Source organism: Micromonospora sp. NRRL B-16802, assembly GCF_001279555.1.
Classification (GTDB): domain Bacteria; phylum Actinomycetota; class Actinomycetes; order Mycobacteriales; family Micromonosporaceae; genus Micromonospora; species Micromonospora profundi.
Window position 1 is genome coordinate 1 of record NZ_LGEB01000024.1, and the last position, 20,773, is coordinate 20,773.

Consider the following 20,773-nt stretch of genomic DNA (forward strand, 5'->3'; position numbering starts at 1 on the left):
CCACAAACGACATCTACGTCGCCCTCTCCACCGGCACCGGATTCGCCCCCAGCACCAAATGGCACGACCACTTCGGCCTCAACGGCGAAACCACCCTCTGAACCGCGGCGGCCACCCGGCGACGTGCGGCCGGTTCAACCGTCCGAGCCCGGGTAGCAGAAAGGCAGGGACCGAAGGAGGAAACCAGACATGAAGGCGTTGACCTGGCAGGGCAAGCGGGACGTACGAGTCGAAGAGGTGCCGGACCCCCGGATCGAGGAGCCCACCGACGCGATCGTGAAGATCACATCGACGGCGATCTGCGGCTCCGACCTGCACCTGTACGAGGTGCTGGGGCCGTACCTGAAGCCCGGTGACATCCTCGGCCACGAGCCGATGGGAATCGTCGAGGAGGTCGGGTCGGGAGTGACAGGGCTCAAGCCCGGCGACCGCGTGGTGATCCCGTTCAACATCTCCTGCGGCAGCTGCTGGATGTGTCAGCGTCAGCTCTACGCCCAGTGCGAGACCACCCAGGTCACAAGCGAGGGCAAGGGCGCCTCGCTGTTCGGGTACACGTCGCTCTACGGCTCGGTGCCCGGCGGCCAGGCCGAGTACCTGCGCGTCCCGCAGGCCCACTTCGGACCGATCAAGATCCCGCAGAGCGGGGCCGACGAGCGCTACCTCTACCTCTCCGACATCCTGCCCACCGCCTGGCAGGCCGTGAAGTACGCCGACACCCCGCCCGGCGGCACCCTTGCCGTCTTCGGGCTCGGGCCGGTCGGCCAGTTCTGCGCCCGGATCGGCCGTCACCTCGGCGCCGGCCGGGTCATCGGGCTGGACCTGGTGCCGGAGCGGCTGGACCTGGCCCGCCGGCACGGCATCGAGGTGCTCGACGTCAGCGAGATGTCCGACGTGCCCAGCGCGCTCATCGACCTTGTCGACGGGCGCGGGCCGGACGCCGTCATCGACGCCGTCGGCATGGAGGCGCACGGCTCACCGGTCGGCAAGCTCGCCCAGACCGCCGCCGGACTGCTGCCGGACAAGCTTGCCCAGACCATGACCGACCGGGTCGGTGTGGACCGGCTCTCCGTCCTGCACGCCGCGCTCAAGGGGGTGCGCCGTGGCGGCACCGTCTCCCTCTCCGGCGTCTACGGCGGCGAGGCCGACCCGATGCCGCTGATGGAGATGTTCGACAGGGGCATCCAGCTGCGGATGGGGCAGTGCCACGTACGCCGGTGGACCGACGAGATCCTGCCGCTGCTCTCCGGCGACGACGATCCCCTGGGCGTGGAGGACCTGCGTACCCACCGTCTGCCGCTGAGCGACGCACCGCGGGCGTACGAGATGTTCCAGAAGAAGGAGGACGGTTGCATCAAGGTCGTCCTCGCGCCGTGAGCCATCAGCCTGACCTGCGGCGGCTCGCCCGGCACGTGTCCGGGCGGGTCTGGACGGTCGGTGCCGCGCCACGCCGAGGGCTCGGCTGAGCGGGAATCCGGGGACACCGTGTATCGATCAACTCGCATAGTGTGGTGGGCCGGCAAGCACTCCGGCGCCGCACGACGGGAGAGAAGATTGACTATCCGGCTGAACCGCAGGACAGCGCTCGGGCTCGGCACCGTGGCCACCGCCGGCACGGTACTCGGCGCGGTGACACCTGCGAGCGCCGCCGAGACCGCCCCGACCACCCCCGCGCGGGCCGCCCGCCGGGTCGCCGCCAGCTACACCAAGTTCAGCACGCAGGCCGGCGGAAACTGGCAGGCGTACGTCAGCGTGGCCAGCCCGGACGGCCCGCCTGTGGTCGCCGTGACGGCTCAGGCCGACCAGCGGATCGAGGCGTACAGCGTCAACAAGATCGCGGTTGCCACGGCGGTGCTGGACAAGGTCGACCGGGGGTTGCTCACCCTGGACCAGCGGGTCGAGGTGACCGCCGCCATCGTCGTACCCGGTGGTGACGGCATCTTCAGCCTGGACGGCGCGTACCCCAGCAGCGTGACCCTCGGTCACGTCCTGGCGAATCTGCTCACCGTCTCCGACGACACGGCGGTGCGGCTGTGCGGGTCGGTCTGCCCGGCCGCCGAACTCAACGCCATCCTTGTCGCCAAGGGCTTCCCGAACACCCAGGTGGAGCCGGTCGCCAACCCGAACCGTTTCTTCCTTGGCACCAGCACCCCGCGCGAGACGCACGACCTGCTGCGCGCCCTGGTCGGGGGCAGCCTGCTCTCGCCGGCCTCGACGACGTTCCTGCTCGGGCTGCTGCGCGCGCCTGTGGCGTTCACCGACGGCATCCGGCGCACGATGTCCTCCGACGACCGGGCGCGCATCGCCACGAAGGCGGGCTGGTTCGCCGACGCGCGGCACGAGGCAGGGGTGATCTTCGACCGGTCCGGGGCGGCGGTGCTCACCTACGCGCTCTTCGCCGACGGGCAGGCCAACCCGGACGACTTCGGCGCCACCCACCCGGCCGTGCAGGCCCGCGCTTCCATGGGCCCCCGCTTCCTGGCGGCGGTGGACCGGCTCAGCGGCACGGGCACGGCGTACCGGACGACCGCTCGCCGGCCCAGCAACGGCGGCTGACCTGGCGGCGGGCCGATCGTCGCACGGCGATCGGCCCGCCCCGGCGCGATCGGCCCCGGGTGACTACCGTGTAGTGCGGACACGGCGGAGGGACGGCGATGGCGCCAGCGAATCGTACGGACGAAGAACGGTCGCTCGGGCGACTGCTGCGAGGCACGGCAGGGCTGGCCGCGTTGGCAGGCCTGGCCTGGGTGGCTCGGGACGTGCCGGCGGCCCTCGGCGGCCGGCTCACTGGCGCCCGCGCCGAACGGGCTGCCCGCTCGCCGCAGTTCCGCGACGGCACCTTCCACAACCGGGCCGGCACCCGAACGATGGTCGCCGACCCGGGCCGCAACCTGCTCCGCGAGCTGATCTTCGGCAAGCAGAAGCGGCGGCCAACCGCGCCCGTGCCGCTGCTGCGCCCGAGCGCGCCGCAGGCCACCGACGAGCTCGCCATCATCTGGTACGGCCACGCCACCGCCCTCATCGAGATCGAGGGCCGGCGGGTGCTGCTCGACCCCATGTGGAGCGACCGCTGCTCGCCGTCCGGGCTGGTCGGTCCACGGCGGCTGCACGAACCCCCGGTACGCCTTGACGAACTCCCCCCGCTGGACGCCATCCTGATCTCCCACGACCACTACGACCACCTGGACATGGCCACCGTGCAGGCGCTGACGGCCGGGCAGTCCGCGCCGTTCCTGGTGCCGCTGGGCGTGGGCGCGCACCTGGACCGCTGGGGCGTACCCGCCGAGCGGATCATCGAGCTGGACTGGGCCGAGTCGCACCGGGTCGCCGGCCTGGAGATCACCGCCACCCCCGCGCAGCACTTCTCCGGGCGGGGCCTGCGCCGCGACGGCACGCTGTGGAGTTCCTGGGTGGTCGCCGGCTCCCGGCGCAGGGTCTTCTACACAGGTGACTCCGGCTACTTCGACGGGTACGCGGCGATCGGCGCGGAGCACGGGCCGTTCGACGCGACACTGATCCAGATCGGCGCGTACGACAGGGCGTGGCCGACGATCCACATGTTCCCTGAGGAAGCTGTCGACGCCCACCAGGATCTCCGTGGCGGGCTGCTCATCCCGGTGCACTGGGCGACGTTCAACCTGGCCCTGCACGACTGGTCCGAACCGGTGAACAGGCTGTGGGCGGAGGCGAAGGCACGCGACGTCCAGCTGGCGGTGCCCCGCCCGGGCGAGCGGGTGGTCGTCGCCGACCCGCCCGCCGTGGACGGATGGTGGCAGGCGATCGCCTAGTGAAAGGAAGGGCCCCTTGTTAACGCCTGGCGATTAACAAGGGGCCCTTCCTTTCACCTCAGAGCACGAACGCATCGGTCCAGAGCGCGCCGGACCGGCCCGACAGGGCGTCCAGCATGGCCACCGCCTGACCGTCGGTGAGCTGGGCCACGAAGTCCACGATCGCCCGTCCCCGGGCCCGGCCGATCCGATCCGGGGTACGCGGGTGCAACTCCGCCTCTGCCAGCTCAACGAGGTCGTGCAGCCGGCGGGGCAGCCGGGACTCCTCCTCCGGATCGAGCAGCCACTCCCACAGCGCCTCGACGAGGGTGCCCAACAGCCGGGCCTGGCCGCGCTGGTGCAGGGCGAGATCCGGACGGGCCAGCACGAACCGGTGATGGACGAACTTGAGCACCTGCACCTCGTGCCACTGCGCGCAGCCGAGCAGCACGTAGCCGGAGCGGATCGACGGGCTGTCGGTCATCGTGATCGCGTCGACGAAGCGGGTCGACCAGCGGGCGGAGAACCGCGACACGTACTGCTCCGCCTCGATCGAGCCGTCGAACGGCATCGCCAGCAGCCCGTCGACAAGTTCCTCGCGGACGTGCTCGACAGCGGCGGCGAACGCGTCGTCGTCGGCGATCCAGGCGTCCTTGCGGTGCAGTTGCCGCCGCAGCCGCTCGATCGCCGCGCCGGGCCGGCGGAACGCGCTGGCAAGCGCCGCGTCGGTGATCGCCCGGAGGTGTCCGCTCTCGCGCTGCCAGGCCATCAGCTCCGCCGAGACCGACCCCTGCTGGAGCACACCGACCCGGTAGAAGTCCTCCACGTCGTGGATGGCGTACGCGATGTCGTCGGCGGTGTCCATAACGGACGCCTCCACGGTCTGCTGCCAGTCCGGGATGCGGCCGACGAACGGTTCCCGGGCCTGTCGCAGGTCGTCCAGCTCGGTGCGGTACGCGCCGAACTTCAACGAGCCGCTCTCCGGGTCGTTCGGCGGCGGGGTGGCGCCGCGCGGCGGCGGGTCCAGCAGGCGGGGGTGCGGGTCGGGGTAGTCCAGCCGGGTCCACGGGTACTTCAGCAGGGCCGCGCGGACCGCGGCCGTCAGGTCCAGGCCGGTAGTGGCCGCGCCGCGGATCTCGGTGCTGGTGACGATCCGGTACGACTGGGCGTTGCCCTCGAAACCGTCGGCGAGGCCGAGGCGCTGGCGCGCCAGCCGGTCGAGCACCCGCTCCCCCAGGTGCCCGAACGGCGGGTGACCGAGGTCGTGGGCGAGCGCCGCTGCCTCCACCACGTCCGGGTCGCAGCCGCCGAGCCTGTCCAGCAGGTCGCGCCACCTGTCGTCGGCGATCAGCCGCTCGGCGATCGAGCGAGCCACCTGGGCGACCTTCAGACTGTGGGTGAGCCGGTTGTGCACCAGCAGCCCGGAGCCGACCGGGCTGATCACCTGGGTGACTCCGCCGAGGCGGGCGAAGAAGGGCGAGGCGACGATCCGGTCCCGGTCGGCGCGGAACGGGTTCGCCGTCAGGTCGCCGAGAGCGCGGGCGCTGCCGCCGAAGAGCCGCCGGGTGCGCGGCCCCGCAGGTGATTCCATGATCGCCACGCTAGCGCAGGCGCGACCGGGGCCGCCGACGGATCAGCCCGGCCGGGTGCGGCAGAGCGGGCCGCCGCGCCCCGGCCGGGTGCGGCGACAGCGCGCGGGAGCGCCCGGCAGAATGCAGGCGTTACCCGCTCTTTGAAGGCGGATCGAGTCGAAGGCGGATCGAGATCGTGACCCAGTCTGTTCATCAGCGGATCGCCGACGAGCTCGGCGTGGCCGAGCGCCAGGTGCGGGCGGCCGTGGAGCTGCTCGACGGCGGCGCCACAGTGCCGTTCATCGCCCGCTACCGCAAGGAGGCCACCGGCCTGCTCGACGACAGCCAGCTGCGCACCCTTGAGGAGCGGCTGCGCTACCTGCGGGAGCTGGACGAGCGGCGGGCAGCCGTCCTGGAGTCGATCCGCGGCCAAGGCAAGCTGGACGAGGCCCTCGAAGCGCAGATCATGGCGGCGGATTCGAAGTCCCGGCTGGAGGACATCTACCTGCCGTACAAGCCGAAGCGGCGGACCCGGGCGCAGATCGCCCGCGAGGCCGGGCTGGCCCCGCTGGCCGAGTCGCTGCTCGCCGACCCCAGCCAGGACCCGAAGGCCACCGCCGCCGGGTTCGTCGACGCGGAGAAGGGCGTCGCGGACGCCGCCGCCGCGCTGGAGGGCGCGCGGGCGATCCTCATCGAGACGTTCGCCGAGGACGCCGACCTGATCGGCACGCTGCGCGAGCAGATGTGGTCGCGGGGCCGGCTGGTTTCCCGGGTACGCGACGGCCAGGAGACCACCGGCGCGAAGTTCGCCGACTACTTCGACTTCTCCGAGCCGTACCCGAAGTTGCCCTCGCACCGGATCCTGGCCATGTTCCGGGGCGAGAAGGAGGGCGTGCTCGACCTGACGATGGAGCCGGAGGAGGCCGGCGAGGCGGACGCCGTGCCGACCGGCCCGAGCCGGTACGAGGCGGCCATCGCCGGCCGGTTCGGGGTGTCCGACGCCGGCCGCCCCGCTGACCGTTGGCTGATCGACACGGTCCGCTGGGCTTGGCGTACCCGGATCCTCATCCACCTCGGCGCGGACCTGCGGATGCGGTTGTGGCAGGCCGCCGAGGAGGAGGCCGTGCGGGTGTTCGCCATGAACCTGCGCGACCTGCTGCTGGCCGCGCCTGCCGGCACCCGTCCCACGATGGGGTTGGACCCGGGCCTGCGCACCGGGGTCAAGGTGGCCGTGGTGGACGCCACCGGCAAGGTGCTCGCCACCGACACGATCTATCCGCACGAGCCGCGCCGGCAGTGGGACGCGTCGATCGAGACGCTCGCCCGGCTGGCCGGGGCGCACGGGGTGGAGCTGGTGTCGATCGGCAACGGCACCGCCTCGCGGGAGACCGACAAGCTGGCCGCCGACCTGATCAAGCGGCATCCGCAGCTCAACCTGACGAAGGTGATGGTCTCCGAGGCCGGCGCGTCGGTCTACTCCGCGTCCGCGTACGCCTCGCAGGAACTGCCGGGGATGGACGTGTCGCTGCGCGGCGCGGTGTCCATCGCCCGCCGGCTCCAGGACCCGCTCGCCGAACTGGTCAAGATCGATCCACGGTCGATCGGCGTCGGCCAGTACCAGCACGACCTGTCCGAGGTGAAGCTGTCCCGTTCGCTGGACGCGGTGGTGGAGGACTGCGTCAACGCCGTCGGTGTGGACGTCAACACCGCGTCCGCGCCGCTGCTGACCCGGGTCTCCGGGATCGGGGCCGGGCTGGCCGAGAACATCGTGCTGCACCGGGACGCCAACGGGCCGTTCCGGTCGCGTACCGACCTGAAGAAGGTGGCCCGGCTCGGGCCGAAAGCGTTCGAGCAGTGCGCGGGCTTCCTGCGCATCCCCGACGGCGACGACCCGCTGGACTCCTCCAGCGTGCACCCCGAGGCGTACCCGGTGGTGCGCCGGATCCTTTCCAGCACCGGCCAGGATCTGCGCTCGGTGATCGGTAAGAGCAGCATCCTGCGCGGGCTGCGGGCCACCGACTTCGTCGACGACAGGTTCGGCCTGCCCACCGTCACCGACATCCTCGCCGAGCTGGAGAAGCCGGGCCGCGACCCGCGACCGGAGTTCCGCACCGCCACCTTCGTCGAAGGGGTGGAGAAGATCGGCGACCTGACGCCAGGCATGGTGCTGGAGGGCGTGGTCACCAACGTGGCTGCGTTCGGCGCGTTCGTCGACGTCGGCGTGCACCAGGACGGCCTGGTGCACGTGTCGGCGATGTCCCGCACCTTCGTGAAGGACCCCCGCGAGGTGGTGAAGTCCGGCGACGTGGTCCGGGTCAAGGTGCTCGACGTGGACGTACCCCGTAAGCGGATCTCGCTGACCCTGCGCCTGGAGGACGAGCCGGGCGCCGACGCCGGCCGCGGCGGCCGGACCAGTCAGGAGGGACGCGGCGGCCCGGCGCAACGCGGACCCGGCGGCCAGAGTGGCCGCGACGGCCAGACTGGCCGTGACGAGCCCACCGGACGTGGCGGACCGGGGGGCCGCAGCGGGTCCGATGGTCAAGGCCGGTCTGGCGGCCAGGGGCGGTCTGGTGGACAGGGCAGGTCCGGCGGACACGGCAGGTCCGGCGGTCAGGGCGGGTCCGGTGGTCAGGGCGGGTCTGGCGGACAGGGCGGGTCTGGCGGACAGGGCAGGTCCGGTGGACAGGGCGGGCGCGGCGGGCAACAGCGGCAGAGCCCGCCACCGGCCAACGACGCGATGGCCGAGGCCCTACGCCGGGCCGGCCTGGCCTGACCCGAGCCTGGCGCGCCTCCCCCAGGGTTCCCGCGAACGCTGCCCCGCGCCCGCGCCCGCGCCCGCGCCCGCGCCGCACCGCACCGCACCGCACCGCACGAGATCTTGGACAGTTTCCGTCAGCACGTGACGGAAACTGTCCAAGATTCGCGACCCCGCCACGTCTCGCGGCGGCGGGTGAAATCGGATCGCGGGGCTGCGGGGCTGCGGGGCTGCGGGGCTGCGGGGCTGCGGGTGATGATCTCGCGGTGAAGATGCACGCCGATCAGGTAAACGTGGGTGCGGACGTGGTCGCCGCGCTGGTGGCCGAGCAGTTTCCGCGCTGGCGAGGGCTGCCGGTGCGACCGCTCGCCTCGACCGGCACTGTCAACGCCCTGTTCCGGCTCGGCACGGAGATCGTGCTGCGGTTTCCGCTGCGGCCCTTCGCCGACCCCGGGCTGGACGCCGAGCTGCGGCGGGAGCAGGAACACGCGCTGCTGCTCGCCGCGCACCTGCCGGTCGAGGTGCCGGAGCCGCTCGGCCTCGGAGCGCCGGGCGCTGGCTACCCGGGGCCGTGGACGGCGTACCGCTGGATCGCCGGAGAAACCGCGGCGGCCGACCAGGTCGGCGACTCCGACGCCTTCGCCAGTGACCTCGCCGACGTCGTGGTCGCCCTACGCGGCATGGACACCGGCGGCCGGTCCTGGTCGGGCACCGGTCGCGGTGGGCCACTGTCCAGCCAGGACGCCGACGTTCGCGCCTCTCTGGCGGTCAGCGGCGGGCTCACCGACACCGTCGCGCTCACCGAGCTGTGGACCCGCTGCCGGGACACCCCCCGCGACGATCTCACCGACGTGTGGATCCACGCCGACCTGATGCCGGGCAACCTTCTGGTACGCAACGGACGACTGGTCGCGGTCATCGACCTGGGCGCGGTCGGCGTGGGTGACCCTGCGGTCGACCTGATGCCGGCGTGGAACCTGCTCGACGCCGGGGCGCGGGAGACCTACCGGCGGGCGCTCGGCGTGGACGACGCGACGTGGGAACGCGGACGCGGCTGGGCCCTGGGCCAGGCGGTGAACGCCCTGCCCTACTACGTCGACACCAATCCGGTGATGGCCGACATCGCGCGGCGCACCCTGCGGGCGGTGCTCGGCTGAGTCCGTCGCGTACCGTCGGCTCGTGGGCGAGGGCGACGACCGCGAGTGGCGGGAGCAGCGGCAGCGGGCCGTGCGGGCGCACGCTGACGCGGACGCGCGGCGGCGAGCCGCCGAGCAGTCCCAGGCCGCCGAGCTGGTGGCCTGGTTCGTGGCTGAGGCGACCCGGCGCGGGCTGCCCACCACCCGGCTGGTCGCCCGAGGCTACGACGGGCGCGGGCGTTACCGGACCGGGCTGACCGGCTGGTACGTCGACCAGGCCGAAACGCGGGCGGTGGACGTGGCGGGCAGGTTCCACCTGCTGACCGTGTCGGGCGGTCTGCGGGCGTGGTTGTTCGGCGTCGACCCCCAGCCCAGCCCGGCGCCACTTGTCGTCGGGGCGGGTGGGCGCGACGGTGAGTCGATCCCGTTGCGGACCCTGCTCACCCGCCGGCTGGGCGACGGCACGGACGGGCCGGATTCCGCCGGGCCGGATTCCGCCGCTGGCGTTCGCTAGCGCGGCAGGCGAACACTTTCGCACCCCGGTCCGTGTCGGTTTTCCGACGCGGGCCGGACCGTTTCGTAGCCGGGCAGTCATAAGCCCGGTCGGCCTGATCTCCGTGCGGGCAGTTTCCGCTGCGTGTCGCACACCGAATACAGGTAAAGGTCGTTTGTCCCTAGTAGCGACCTCCTATGATTGATTTATCCCCCCATGAACAGTTCTACCTGAAGGTCCCATTAGTGAATCTCATACGGATTTCCCCCTATCGCGGGCGGCCGCATGCTGCCACCAGGCCACGGTGAGCGTTCCGCTTGCCGGCGGAATCCTGCTCGCACTCATCGTCGGCTCCCTGCTGCAACCATTGATCCTGCGGCTGCTGACCGCGGCCTCCGTCCTCGACATACCGTCCGATCGGTCCTCGCACGACACCCCGATCCCGCGCGGCGGCGGCGTGGGCGTCGCCGTGGCGGCCGGGCTCGCCCTCCTTCTGAACGAGCACGCGCGGTCGATCGCCGTGCCGCTGCTGCTGTTCGCGGCCATCGGCCTCCTGGAGGACATCCGGGGCGTCCCGGTCCGGGTCCGGCTGCTCCTGCAATTGCTCGTTGGCGTGGCCACGAGCCTGGCGTTGGTGCCAGGCGGCCACCCGGCGTACCTCCAGGTGGCCCTTGTCGTCGCCCTCGCGGCGTGGCTGACCGCCTACGTGAACGCCTTCAACTTCATGGACGGCATCAACGGGATCTCGGCCGTCCACGCGATCCTCGCCGGACTGGTGTACGCCGCCCTCGGCGTGCTGCGGGACCTTCCGCTGCTCACCGCCAGCGGCAGTCTGATCGCCGCCGCGTCCCTGACCTTCCTGCCGTGGAACGCCTGGGTCGCCCGGGTGTTCCTCGGTGACGTCGGGTCGTACGCCCTCGGTGGCGCGTTCGGTGCGCTCGCCGCGTACGCGATCGTGCGCGGCATCCCGCCGGAGGCAGCCGTGGCGCCGCTCGCCCTCTACCTCGCCGACACCGGCTGGACGCTGCTGCGCCGCATCCGTAACGGCGAAGCCTGGTACCGCCCCCATCGCAACCATGCCTACCAACGGTTGACCGACAGCGGGTGGTCACATCAACGGGTCACCGCGCTGACCGCCGGCATCGGCGCAACCGTCGCCGCCTGCCTGGTGGCCGCGTCCTTCAGCGGGCCACTTCTGCGCGCCGCGCTCGATGTCACGGCCGTCGCCATCCTCGCCGGCTATCTCGCCGCCCCCGCGTGGCTCGCAGCCCAGCGGTCAGGGCCCCCAACAGACGAAAGGCCGATCCATGCCAGAACTGTCAACTCCCCGAGTCGGTGACCTGGACGGCCTCGGGCCCCAGCCGGTCAAGCGGATCGCGGTGCTCGGCAGCAGCGGCTTCGTCGGCCGAGCGGTAGTCACCGAACTCCGTAGCCGGGGCATCGAGGTCCAGACCGTGCCCGCGCCGCGCCTGTCGTGGCCGCTCGCCCAGGCCCTCCGCGTCGATTCGGTGCCCTCGGGTCGCGACGACGAGGCGGTCGCCGACCTCGCCCGACAGCTCGACGGCGCACAGGTCGTGATCAACACGGCCGGGTTGCCGAACGGGTCCGCGCCGGACAGCGCGCAGCTGTACGGGGGCAACGCCCTCCTGCCCACCCTTGTCGCCCGAGCCAGCGCCCTTGTCGGCGCCACGCGCATGGTGCACGTCAGCTCGGCGGCAGCGCAGGGGGCTCTGGCGCTGGACGAGACCGCGCGGACGATGCCCTTCTCCCCGTACTCGCGCTCCAAGGCGATCGGCGAGCGCATGCTGCGCCACGAGGACTGCATCGACACCGTCATCTACCGGTCGACATGGGTCCACGACGTGGACCGGCCGAACACCCGCGCGCTCGTCCGGCTCGCCCAGTCGCGGTTGAGCTGCGTCGCCGGGGCAGGTGACGCGCCGACGCCACAGGTCCTCATCGAGGACGTCGTCGCCTCGATCGTCCACCTCGGCCTCGTGAACGGACCGGTGCCGCCCATCGTGCTGCAACCTCCCAACGGGATGACGACAGGGCTCCTGCTCCGCCTGCTCGGTGGCCGCGAGCCACGGCACATCCCCGCGCGGCTGGCACGGTACGCGACGAGCGGCATCAACGCGTACGGGAAGACGAGCCTGCGGGCCAACGCGCACGCGCGGCGCGTGGACATGCTGCTGTTCGGCAAGCCGCAGGTGCCCGGCTGGCTGGCCGAGCAGGGGCTGGCGCCACAGCTACGGCCCGAGGCGTGGGAGCGGCTCAGGACGGCCGGCAGCCCCCAGGTGTCCGCCGCCGGCGTGGACAGCGTCGCGCGTCCGAGGGCAGGCGAATCGCAGCCGCACGACATCGACGAGTCGGCGGCCGAGCGATCCAGCCGGGCGGACGCGACCCGAGGCATCTGACGCATCCACTCCCCCACCAGGAAGGTTCTCCATGGCTCTCACCCGCGTGTCGGGCAAGGACGGGTCGATCGTGGCCAGGTGGTCGGTTCGGGCCGTGGTGGTGACGTCATGAGGATCGGGATCATCACCCAGTGGTACGACCCCGAGGGTGGCTCGGCCGTCCTGCCGGGGATCATCAGCCGGTCGCTGGCCGCGCTCGGGCACGAGGTGCACGTGCTCACCGGCTTCCCGAACTATCCGTCCGGCCGGCTGTCTCCCGGCTACCGGATCCGCCCGTACCAGTTCGAGATGATGAACGGGATCTCGGTGCACCGGGTGCCGCTGGTGCCCAATCACGATCGTTCGGCGATCGGGCGGGCCGCGAACTATCTCAGCTTCGCGGCGTCGGCGGCGGTCCGGCTGGACCTGCTCCGCAAGGTGGACGTGTGGCTGGTCTACTCCTCGCCGGCGACGGTGGCACTGCCCGCGATCGTGGCCCGGCGACTGCACGGCCGCCCGTACGTGATCCTCGTGGAGGATCTCTGGCCGGACACGCTGGCGGAGAGCGACTACGTCCGCCCTGGCCGGCGTACCGACCTGATAGTCCGGTCACTGCACCGGTTCTGTGACGCGGCGTACCGCTCGGCGTCGTCGGTGGCCGTCATCGCGCCCGGAATGGCCGACATCCTGGCCAGCCGCGGAGTCCCTCGGGACAAGATCTCGGTCGTCTACAACTGGGTCGACGAGCGTGTCTTCCGGCCGACAGCGCCTGATCCGCAGTTGGCGGCCACCTTCGGGCTGAACGGCTTCGTCGTCATGTACGCGGGGAGCATGGGAAACCTCCAGGGGCTCGACGTCGCCGTCGACGCGCTGGAATACCTCGCCGACATCCCGGACCTGACGCTGGTGTTCGCCGGCAGCGGCGTCGAGGAGGCCCGGCTGCGCGAGCGGGCGGCACGGTTCGCGCCCGGCCGGGTGGTCTTCCTCGGCCAGCAGCCGATCGAGCGGATGGTCGAGTTGATGCCGCTCGGCGACGTCCAGTTGATCTCTCTGAGCGACCAGCCCTTCCTCCGCTCCATCATGCCCAGCAAGGTGCAGAGCACGCTCGCGTGCGGACGTCCCATCGTGGCGGCGCTGGCCGGCGACGCGGCCCGACTGGTCGACGAGTCCGGCGCCGGGTTCGTGGCCCCGCCCGGCGACGCCCCGGCGCTGGCCGACGCGATCCGCCGGATGTACGAGTTGGGCGCCGACAAGCGCGAGGAGTTGGGCCGGGGCGGCCGCCAGTTCTACCTGGAACGGCTCTCGGAGCGGGTCGGCAGCGTGGCCCTCGCCCGCCACCTGGAGGAAGCGGTCACCAGGCGGCCAAACGCATAACCGGATGTTCGGCTCAGATAACCCGAAACCCGCCATCACCACTTCTTAGCCCATGTAACAAGGACAGAGAGCATCAAACCTCCTTCTGCCCGGGCGGCGGAAGCAGTCGGATGACGGAACAGGGAGCCACTACATGCCGCAGGACACGGAGCACACAGAGCGGTCGGACCACCGTGCACGACGGGCCAGGGCACGTCGTCGCGCCGCCGGATTCCTCGCGGTCGACACGACTGCCTGGGTCGGCGGTCTGGTCGCGGCCGCCTGGACCCGGTTCGAGTTCCAACTCCCGCCCGGCCAACTGGGGCGGGCCGCCGCGGTCGGAGCAGTGGCGGCGCTCCTGCACGTGGCGGTGGCGGCGCTGCGCCGGCTCTACTCCGGTCGGCACCCGCTGGGCAGCCTCCAGGAGGTGCAGGGTGTCGCCGGCACCACGATCACCACTGCCGGCCTCCTGCTGCTCGGCCTGATCCCGTCCACCGACCGGCCGGTCCCCGCCAGCACACCGCTGGTCGGCGGGGCGCTCGCCCTGCTGTTCATGCTCGGCGCCCGGTTCGCGTACCGGCACCGTCGTGACCTCGCCCTGCGCCCGGACGTCCGGTCGTCGACACCTGTGCTGCTGTTCGGGATGGGTGACGCCGGCCAGGGGCTGCTGCGGGCTCTGCTCAGCGACCCGCGCGGCCGGTACCTGCCGGTCGGGGCGCTGGACGACGACCCGGACAAGCGCGACCTGCGCATCGGCGGGGTACGCGTGCTCGGCGGCCGGCACGACGTCGCCGCCTCGGTCCGGCGTACCGGCGCCAGCACCGTGATCTTCTCGGTGGCCAACGCAGACGCAGGGCTGATCCGCCAGATCCGTGAGGCCACCCTCGAGTCGGGCGCGGTGTTCAAGGTGCTGCCCCCGGTGCGGGACCTGGTCGACCACCGGATCACGGTCACCGACGTCCGGGACGTCCAGATCGACGACCTGCTCGGCCGCCGCCAGGTGATCGGTGACCTGCCGTTGAGCACCAACAGCCTCACCGGCCGGCGGATCCTGGTGACCGGCGCCGGCGGGTCGATCGGTTCTGAGCTCTGCCGCCAGGTGATGAAGGCCAACCCGGGCGAGCTGATGATGCTGGACCGGGACGAGTCCGCCCTGCACAGCCTTCAGATGTCGCTCGCCGGTCGGGCCATGCTGGACGGCCCCGAACTGATCCTCGCCGACCTGCGGGACGACGAGGGGATCCGACGGATCATCAGGGAACGCCGTCCCGAGATCATCTTCCACGCGGCGGCGCTCAAGCACCTGACCCTGTTGGAGCGGCATCCGGGCGAGGCAGTCAAGACCAACGTCTGGGGCACGCTCTCGGTGTTGGACGCCTGCCAGGACGTGGCGAAGTTCGTGAACATTTCCACGGACAAGGCTGCCAACCCGATTAGCGTCCTCGGCTACTCGAAGCGGATCACCGAGCGGTTGACCGCACACGCCGCGTCCCGGCTCCCCGGAACGTTCCTCAGCGTCCGGTTCGGCAACGTGCTGAGCAGCCGTGGCTCCGTGGTGACGGCCTTCCAGCGCCAGATCGAGGACGGGAACCCGCTGACGGTCACGCACCCGGACGTGACCCGCTACCTCATGACCCTCCAGGAGGCCGTTCACCTGGTGCTCCAGGCTACCGAGATCGGCCGCGACGGCGAGGCGCTGGTGCTTGACATGGGTGAGCCGGTCCGGATCCTCGACCTGGCCCGCCAGATGGCCGACCAGGCGTCCAGCTCGGTGCCCATCGTCTACACGGGTCTGCGGCCCGGCGAGAAGCTGCACGAGGACCTGCTCGGCACCGGCGAGGTGGACACACGGCCGTTCCACCCGCTGGTGTCCCACGTGGGCGTGCCCGCCCTCGACCCCATGGAGGTGAGCGGGCTCGACCCGTACGACGACCCGGCGAAGATCGTCGAGCACCTCGCGCTGCTCTGCGCTCAGCCGGTCGGCCGGACAGTGGACGGTCCGGTGGTGGAGGGTCCTCGGGGCGTACCCCTGCAGTCACACTGATCACCCAGCCGCCACGGCGGCTCGACGGGGCGACGCCGGCCGGCGTCGCCCCGTTCTGTCGTGCGACGAATCCCGTCGCGGCCACGGCGCCGGCCCGGCAAGTGCCTGGAGGCCCCGAGCGAACGACGCGGGCCGAAGCACAGACGCAGGAGCCGGCGACCGCACCTTTCGCGGTCGCCGGTTCCTGGTGGCTGGCTGTCTAGCGGCGGATGCCCGCCCAGTCGTGGTGTCTGCGCACCGTGGAGAGGATGAAGTCGACCACCCGGCGGGACGTGTCGGGCACCTGGTAGTCGACAGGGCAGGGCACGCCCTGCGCGGCGACCTGCGCCACCGTCACCTCGACCGCCTCGACCACACCCTGCGGGTCGAGGCCAGTCATGATGATGCCGCCGGCGTCGAGCGCCTCGGGGCGTTCGATCGACTCGCGCAGTGTCACCGCGGGGAACCCGAGGATGGCGGCCTCCTCGCTGATCGTCCCGCTGTCCGACAGCGTGCAGTACGCCGCCGTCTGCAGATGCACATAGTCGAGCAGGCCGAACGGGTCGTGGAAGGCGATGCCGTCCAGGGCTGTGGCGTCCGGGGCCAGAGCCTCCAACCGCTTGCGGGTCCTCGGGTGGGTGGAGACCAGCACCGGGAAGCCCCACCGCTCACGGACCGCCACCAGGCAGTCCAGCAACAGCTGGAGCCGATCGGGCCGGTCCACGTTCTCCTCGCGGTGCGCGCTGACCAGAAAGTACCGGCCCCTGTCGAGTTCCAGCTGGCGCAGGATGGTCGAGCTGGCGATCGGCGTCCGGTAGTGCTCCAGCACCTCCCGCATGGGCGAGCCGGTGTGCAGGATCCGGCGCGGGTGCAGGCCCTCGGCGAGCAGGTTACGCCGGGCGTGTTCGGTGTAGACGAGGTTGAAGTCGGCCACGTGGTCGACAAGCCGCCGGTTGGTCTCCTCCGGCACGTTCAGGTCGAAGCAACGGTTGCCGGCCTCCATGTGGTAGACCGGCACCCGCATCCGGCGGGCCATCAGCGCGGCGATGCAACTGTTGGTGTCGCCCAGCACCAGGAGGGCGTCCGGGCGGACCTCCGCGATTGCCGCTTCCATGCCGACGAGCACCCCACCGAGGACCCGGCCCAGCGACGAGGTGTCGACGCGCAGGAACCGGTCCGGTTCCCGCAGGCGCAACTCCTTGAAGAAGACGTCCGACAGGGTCGTGTCCCAGTTCTGGCCGGTGTGCACGAGCGTGTGGTCCACCGTGTCGTCGAGCCGGGCGAGTACCCGCGACAACCTGATGATCTCTGGTCGGGTGCCGACCACCGTCATGACCCGGGTCATTCCCGTCCTCCCTGTGCTGCCGCCTGGGCCGGGCAGGTCCGAGGGCCGCCGCGCCTCACGCGCTGGCCGTCATCGGCACCGCCCGGACCGCCGCCTCCACCGGCTCAGGCCAGGTGTCCGGCCGGTCCGGGTCGAAGAGCTCGTTGGTCCAGAACATCGTCACCAGTTCGTCCGAACCGGTGTTCACCAGCTTGTGCGCCCACATCGTGGGCATGTCGATGAGCACCGGTTCGTCGCCACTCACGGGAAACCGCAGCACCTCAGCGTCGTCGACCCGGCGCAGGCTGATCTCGGCGGAGCCGCGCAGCACCACGAACCGCTCCACCTTCGCCAGGTGGAAGTGTTCGCCCCGGGTGATGCCCGGGTGGGTCGTGGAGCAGAACGTCTGCCCGGCGCCGCCGTGTGCCTTGACCGTCTCGACCAACTCACCTCGGTCGTCCGCCCGGCGGGGCAGCGCGAGCGGGTAGTGCGCCGGGAAGCAGTGCGACCGGTAGGTGTTGAACAGGCGTACGTCATGCCGGTCCGGCAGCGACGGAATCTCCCCCGTCCGGTAGGTCACGGCCATGTCGGTGAGCCGGTCCGCCAGCGCCTGGACGCCGATGCGCAGCGCCGGCATTGCCTGATCCCACGATCCACCTGCCGGAACGCCGACGAGTCGGGCCGCCGCGTCGGTGACGTGCACAAGGCTCAGCTCACGGTCGGCGTGCACCTCGGGCCGCCCACCTTCGGCGAGCAGCCGGCAGAAGGTCGCCACCGCCGAGTTGTAGTACGGACGACCGTGCTCGCCGTACAGGTTCGGCAGCAACACGTCGTCGAAGCCGACGCCGGTGTCCGCCAGCACCCGCGCGGCCTCGGCCTTGGCGTCGCCGTACGGCGTGCCGTTGCCGGCCTGCACCGAGTTGGCGTAGACCAGACGCGCCGGTGGGTCGGCACAGTGCTTCAGACCGTCCGCGAGCTGCGCGGCCAGTTGGACGTTGCCGGCGGCCACGTCGGCCGGCTCGCCCCGGTTGACGCCGGCCAGGTGCAGCACCCGGTCGACCCCGGCCAGCTTCGCCGCGAGCACCCCGGGGTCGGTGAGGTCGCCCCGGCCCAGCACCACCGGCTGCGGCCAACCCATGGCGCGCAGCAGCACCCGTACGTGCCAGCCGAGGAATCCCCCGGCGCCGGTGACGGCGAGCTTCAGCACGCCAGCACCGGATCCCGCAGCGCCAGCTCCGCGCGCACCTCGGGCAGCGTCTTCAGCAGCTCGACGATCTCGGGTACGCCGAGCTGCGGCGCGTTCGCCGAGTTGAAGTCCTCCATGGGCCCCTCGCCGAGCCCGCCCTCGGAGACGTAGAGCGCGTAGTTGAGGTCGCGGGCGTCCAGCGGCACCCGCAGGAAGTCGCCGAAGTCCTCGGCGTGGGCGAGTTCCTCCCGGCTGGCAAGCGTCTCGGCGTGCTTCTCGCCGTGCCGTACGCCTATCACGTCGAGCTTGACCGGCGCGTCGAAGAGTTGGCACACCGCCTCGGCCAGGTCGCCCACCGTGCAGGCGGCGGCCTTGCGGATGAAGATGTCGCCCGGTCGGGCGGTGCGGAACGCGTGCTCGACCAACTCGACCGAGTCGGCCAGCGACATGAGGAACCGGGTCATCGTCGGGTCGGTGACCGTGGGAGCCCGGCCCGCCTTGATCTGCTCGATGAAGAGCGGAATCACCGACCCACGCGAGTACATGACGTTGCCGTACCGCACACAGGAGACGGTGGTGGCGCTGTTGGGGTTGTTGCGGGCGTGCGCCTGGGCGACCTTCTCCATCATCGCCTTGCTCATGCCCATCGCGTTCACCGGGTAGACGGCCTTGTCGGTGCTGAGGACGACCACCGAACTCACGCCGTTGCGTTCGGCAGCCTCGACGACGTTGCTGCTGCCCAGCACGTTGGTGCGGACCGCTTCGAGGGGGAAGAACTCGCACGACGGCACCTGCTTGAGAGCGGCCGCGTGGAAGATGTAGTCGATGCCCCGGCTGGCCTTGAGCACCGAGTCGTAGTCCCGGACGTCCCCGACGTAGTAGCGGACCCGCTCGTCGCCGAGCAGCCGACGCATCGCGTCCTGCTTGGCCTCGTCCCGGCTGAGCACCCGGACCTCGCCGACGCCGCGGCTCAACAGTCGGCGGACCATCGTCTGTCCAAAGGAACCCGTGCCTCCGGTGATCAGCACCCGGCGTCCGGTAGTCAAGTAGCTCACTGACGCTCCGTTCGTTCATGGTGGTTCAAAGGCCGTGCTGGTCAAGGCCGCACTACGGCCACAACTGCGGCAACGAGCGAAAGCCCACTCGAGAAACGCCCATAAATCGGACTAACGGCACAGCGGGTTCGCTAGGATCCCGAGCCCTTTCGGCGGGTGCCGACGGTCGACGCGTGTATCGCGGTCATCGTGCACGCGTCGTCGGCCGGGGACGACGGGCAGCGGCTGGTCGGCGTTGATCGACCAGGTGGTTCGGCATCTCCTGCCTCGAGACCCGCCAGCCGATCAGCAGAATCACCGCGGCCAGCACCAGCAGACGAGCACCGCCACGCACCACGTAGGTGAAGCTGCCCACCCAGAGGAGGTCGAACAGACCGACCGCGGTGACGATCGCGCCGGCGTAGGCGCCAATGGCGTACGGCGTGGTGAGCGAGCTGGACGAGGCCCAGGTCAACATCCTGTCGATGAGTCGGACGGCGAGGCCGATCACCGGGACCATCAAGCCCAGTCCCAGCAGACCGAAGTTGTACAACCACTCCCCGTGCGCGAGCGCCGCCGCGGAGTGTCCCGTACCCACCAGTTCAGGTGACAGGAACGGGACGAGGTCGGCGCCGAAGCCGATCGGTTTGCCTTCCCACACGGCACGGGGCACGAGACCGACCGCCGCGTTGGCGAATGTCTCCCCCCAGGCCCGGGGCAGCAGCCCAACCTCATCCAGATGCAGGAGTTGGGCGAATGAGCGAAGCGGACTGATCGCGGACCCGAAGCCATCCTGGTCGGTCGTGAACGGCGAGCCCTGTGAGGCGGTGGCGCGGAGTCCGGCGAGGAACAGCAGTGCCGGGGCCGCCCCACCGAGGATGAGGAGCTTGGTGTACGGCCGCTGGTCACTGTGGGCCGACATCACCAGCAACGCGAGCGCCAACGTGCCGACGACAATCCGTCCGAACCCGGTGAAGAGGTAGGTGAAGTAGACCGCGAAGGCGATGAGGAGGACCACGCCCCAAAGGAACCTGTGGTGCGCCATCGGCCCTCGCAACAGCCCCACGGCGAGGAGCACGACGCCCACAAAGCCGACCGGGTTGGCCAGCGGCATCGAATCCGGAGCGATCGTCGCCATCGCCACGGCGAGCACCAGCAGGAGCAGGCCCGACTTCACCGCCCATCCGGCCGTCCTGCCGTCTGCCTGTCCGGCATCCATCGGCAGCCGATGCGGAACACCGCCGCTCCAGAACAGCAACCACGTCACCACCTGGACGAAGTAGCAGATGGCGACGGCGGTGAAGAGCGGGATGCCGGGATCGAGCGTCCACGCCTTCACCGTCTGGTAGAGGCCGCTGAAGCCGACAAAGAATGCGAAGGCAAGGTTGTAGAGCCCCACCGCCGTGATCCGCCGACCGCCGTCCCGCCAGAAGACCCACGCGCCGAAGAGAGTCGCCAGGAAGCTCATCGCGAGGGTTCCGTCCCTGTCCCACGCGGCCGAGGGGCTCTTTGGGACAAGCAGGCACGCCAGGCCCAACGCGAGCCAGGCCAGCCCGAGGAGGCAGCGCCGGAGTGGGCTGGTCGAGGTCTGCAGGCGATCGTCGGGCACACCACGCGCGTGACGCGGGCGCGCGCCTTGATTCCCACCTGCCATCGCACGCGCCGCTGTCACTGACTCCATGAGAGCGGAGCATATATTCGGATATCCAATTCGGCCGCTTGTCTCATGAATTTCGGA

The 20,773-nt window shown here is 71.0% G+C and carries 15 protein-coding genes; 10 read left to right on the forward strand and 5 right to left on the reverse strand.

Translation table 11 applies throughout. The features are described from left to right. Positions 1-189 precede the first annotated feature (189 nt). The 3 genes from ADK66_RS04850 to ADK66_RS04860 all read left to right on the forward strand — a co-directional run bounded on the left by ADK66_RS04850 (position 190) and on the right by ADK66_RS04860 (position 3,785). On the forward strand, positions 190-1,374 hold the full coding sequence (locus tag ADK66_RS04850; RefSeq protein ID WP_053652682.1) for a zinc-dependent alcohol dehydrogenase: 1,185 nt from the start codon (positions 190-192) through the stop codon (positions 1,372-1,374). A 177-nt stretch (positions 1,375-1,551) separates the two neighbouring features. Next, entirely contained in the window at positions 1,552-2,553 is a 1,002-nt protein-coding gene (locus ADK66_RS04855) for a serine hydrolase (protein WP_082377216.1), read from the forward strand. A 98-nt stretch (positions 2,554-2,651) separates the two neighbouring features. Continuing rightward, positions 2,652-3,785 (forward strand): MBL fold metallo-hydrolase, encoded by a 1,134-nt coding sequence (locus tag ADK66_RS04860; RefSeq protein WP_053652683.1) that lies wholly within the window; start codon positions 2,652-2,654, stop codon positions 3,783-3,785. A gap of 58 nt (positions 3,786-3,843) precedes the next feature. Here the strand turns inward: ADK66_RS04860 and ADK66_RS04865 are convergent, their stop codons facing one another. Further along, positions 3,844-5,355 (reverse strand): deoxyguanosinetriphosphate triphosphohydrolase family protein, encoded by a 1,512-nt coding sequence (locus ADK66_RS04865; RefSeq protein WP_053652808.1) that lies wholly within the window; start codon positions 5,353-5,355, stop codon positions 3,844-3,846. A gap of 176 nt (positions 5,356-5,531) precedes the next feature. Here ADK66_RS04865 and ADK66_RS04870 point away from each other — a divergent pair, with 176 nt between their 5' ends. The 7 genes from ADK66_RS04870 to ADK66_RS04900 all read left to right on the forward strand — a co-directional run bounded on the left by ADK66_RS04870 (position 5,532) and on the right by ADK66_RS04900 (position 15,512). Further along, complete coding sequence (locus tag ADK66_RS04870; RefSeq protein WP_053652684.1) at positions 5,532-8,108, forward strand: Tex family protein; 2,577 nt, start codon at positions 5,532-5,534, stop codon at positions 8,106-8,108. 254 nt (positions 8,109-8,362) lie between these two features. Further along, positions 8,363-9,247 (forward strand): aminoglycoside phosphotransferase family protein, encoded by an 885-nt coding sequence (locus ADK66_RS04875; protein WP_053652809.1) that lies wholly within the window; start codon positions 8,363-8,365, stop codon positions 9,245-9,247. Between the two features lie 22 nt (positions 9,248-9,269). Further along, positions 9,270-9,740, forward strand: coding sequence for a hypothetical protein (locus tag ADK66_RS04880; RefSeq protein ID WP_053652685.1), 471 nt, complete (start codon positions 9,270-9,272; stop codon positions 9,738-9,740). A gap of 283 nt (positions 9,741-10,023) precedes the next feature. Then, positions 10,024-11,058: a hypothetical protein gene (locus ADK66_RS04885; RefSeq protein ID WP_053652686.1), complete on the forward strand. Its 1,035-nt coding sequence runs from the start codon at positions 10,024-10,026 to the stop codon at positions 11,056-11,058. Further along, entirely contained in the window at positions 11,027-12,136 is a 1,110-nt protein-coding gene (locus tag ADK66_RS04890) for an NAD(P)-dependent oxidoreductase (RefSeq protein WP_053652687.1), read from the forward strand. The genes ADK66_RS04885 and ADK66_RS04890 overlap by 32 nt, the downstream gene beginning before the upstream one ends. Positions 12,137-12,244: 108 nt before the next feature. Continuing rightward, complete coding sequence (locus ADK66_RS04895; RefSeq protein ID WP_157552231.1) at positions 12,245-13,489, forward strand: glycosyltransferase family 4 protein; 1,245 nt, start codon at positions 12,245-12,247, stop codon at positions 13,487-13,489. Positions 13,490-13,622: 133 nt separating this feature from the next. Further along, positions 13,623-15,512, forward strand: coding sequence for a nucleoside-diphosphate sugar epimerase/dehydratase (locus tag ADK66_RS04900; RefSeq protein WP_053652689.1), 1,890 nt, complete (start codon positions 13,623-13,625; stop codon positions 15,510-15,512). 199 nt (positions 15,513-15,711) lie between these two features. Here the strand turns inward: ADK66_RS04900 and wecB are convergent, their stop codons facing one another. The 4 genes from wecB to ADK66_RS04920 all read right to left on the reverse strand — a co-directional run bounded on the left by wecB (position 15,712) and on the right by ADK66_RS04920 (position 20,716). Further along, positions 15,712-16,836 carry a non-hydrolyzing UDP-N-acetylglucosamine 2-epimerase gene (gene wecB / locus ADK66_RS04905; protein WP_053652690.1) on the reverse strand — a complete coding sequence of 375 codons (1,125 nt, stop codon included), beginning with the start codon at positions 16,834-16,836 and terminating at the stop codon, positions 15,712-15,714. Between the two features lie 55 nt (positions 16,837-16,891). Further along, positions 16,892-18,022 (reverse strand): NAD-dependent epimerase/dehydratase family protein, encoded by a 1,131-nt coding sequence (locus ADK66_RS04910; RefSeq protein ID WP_082377220.1) that lies wholly within the window; start codon positions 18,020-18,022, stop codon positions 16,892-16,894. After that, positions 18,016-19,056, reverse strand: coding sequence for an SDR family NAD(P)-dependent oxidoreductase (locus ADK66_RS04915; protein WP_082377222.1), 1,041 nt, complete (start codon positions 19,054-19,056; stop codon positions 18,016-18,018). The genes ADK66_RS04910 and ADK66_RS04915 overlap by 7 nt, the downstream gene beginning before the upstream one ends. A 184-nt stretch (positions 19,057-19,240) precedes the next feature. Then, positions 19,241-20,716 (reverse strand): hypothetical protein, encoded by a 1,476-nt coding sequence (locus ADK66_RS04920; RefSeq protein WP_157552233.1) that lies wholly within the window; start codon positions 20,714-20,716, stop codon positions 19,241-19,243. Positions 20,717-20,773 lie beyond the last annotated feature (57 nt).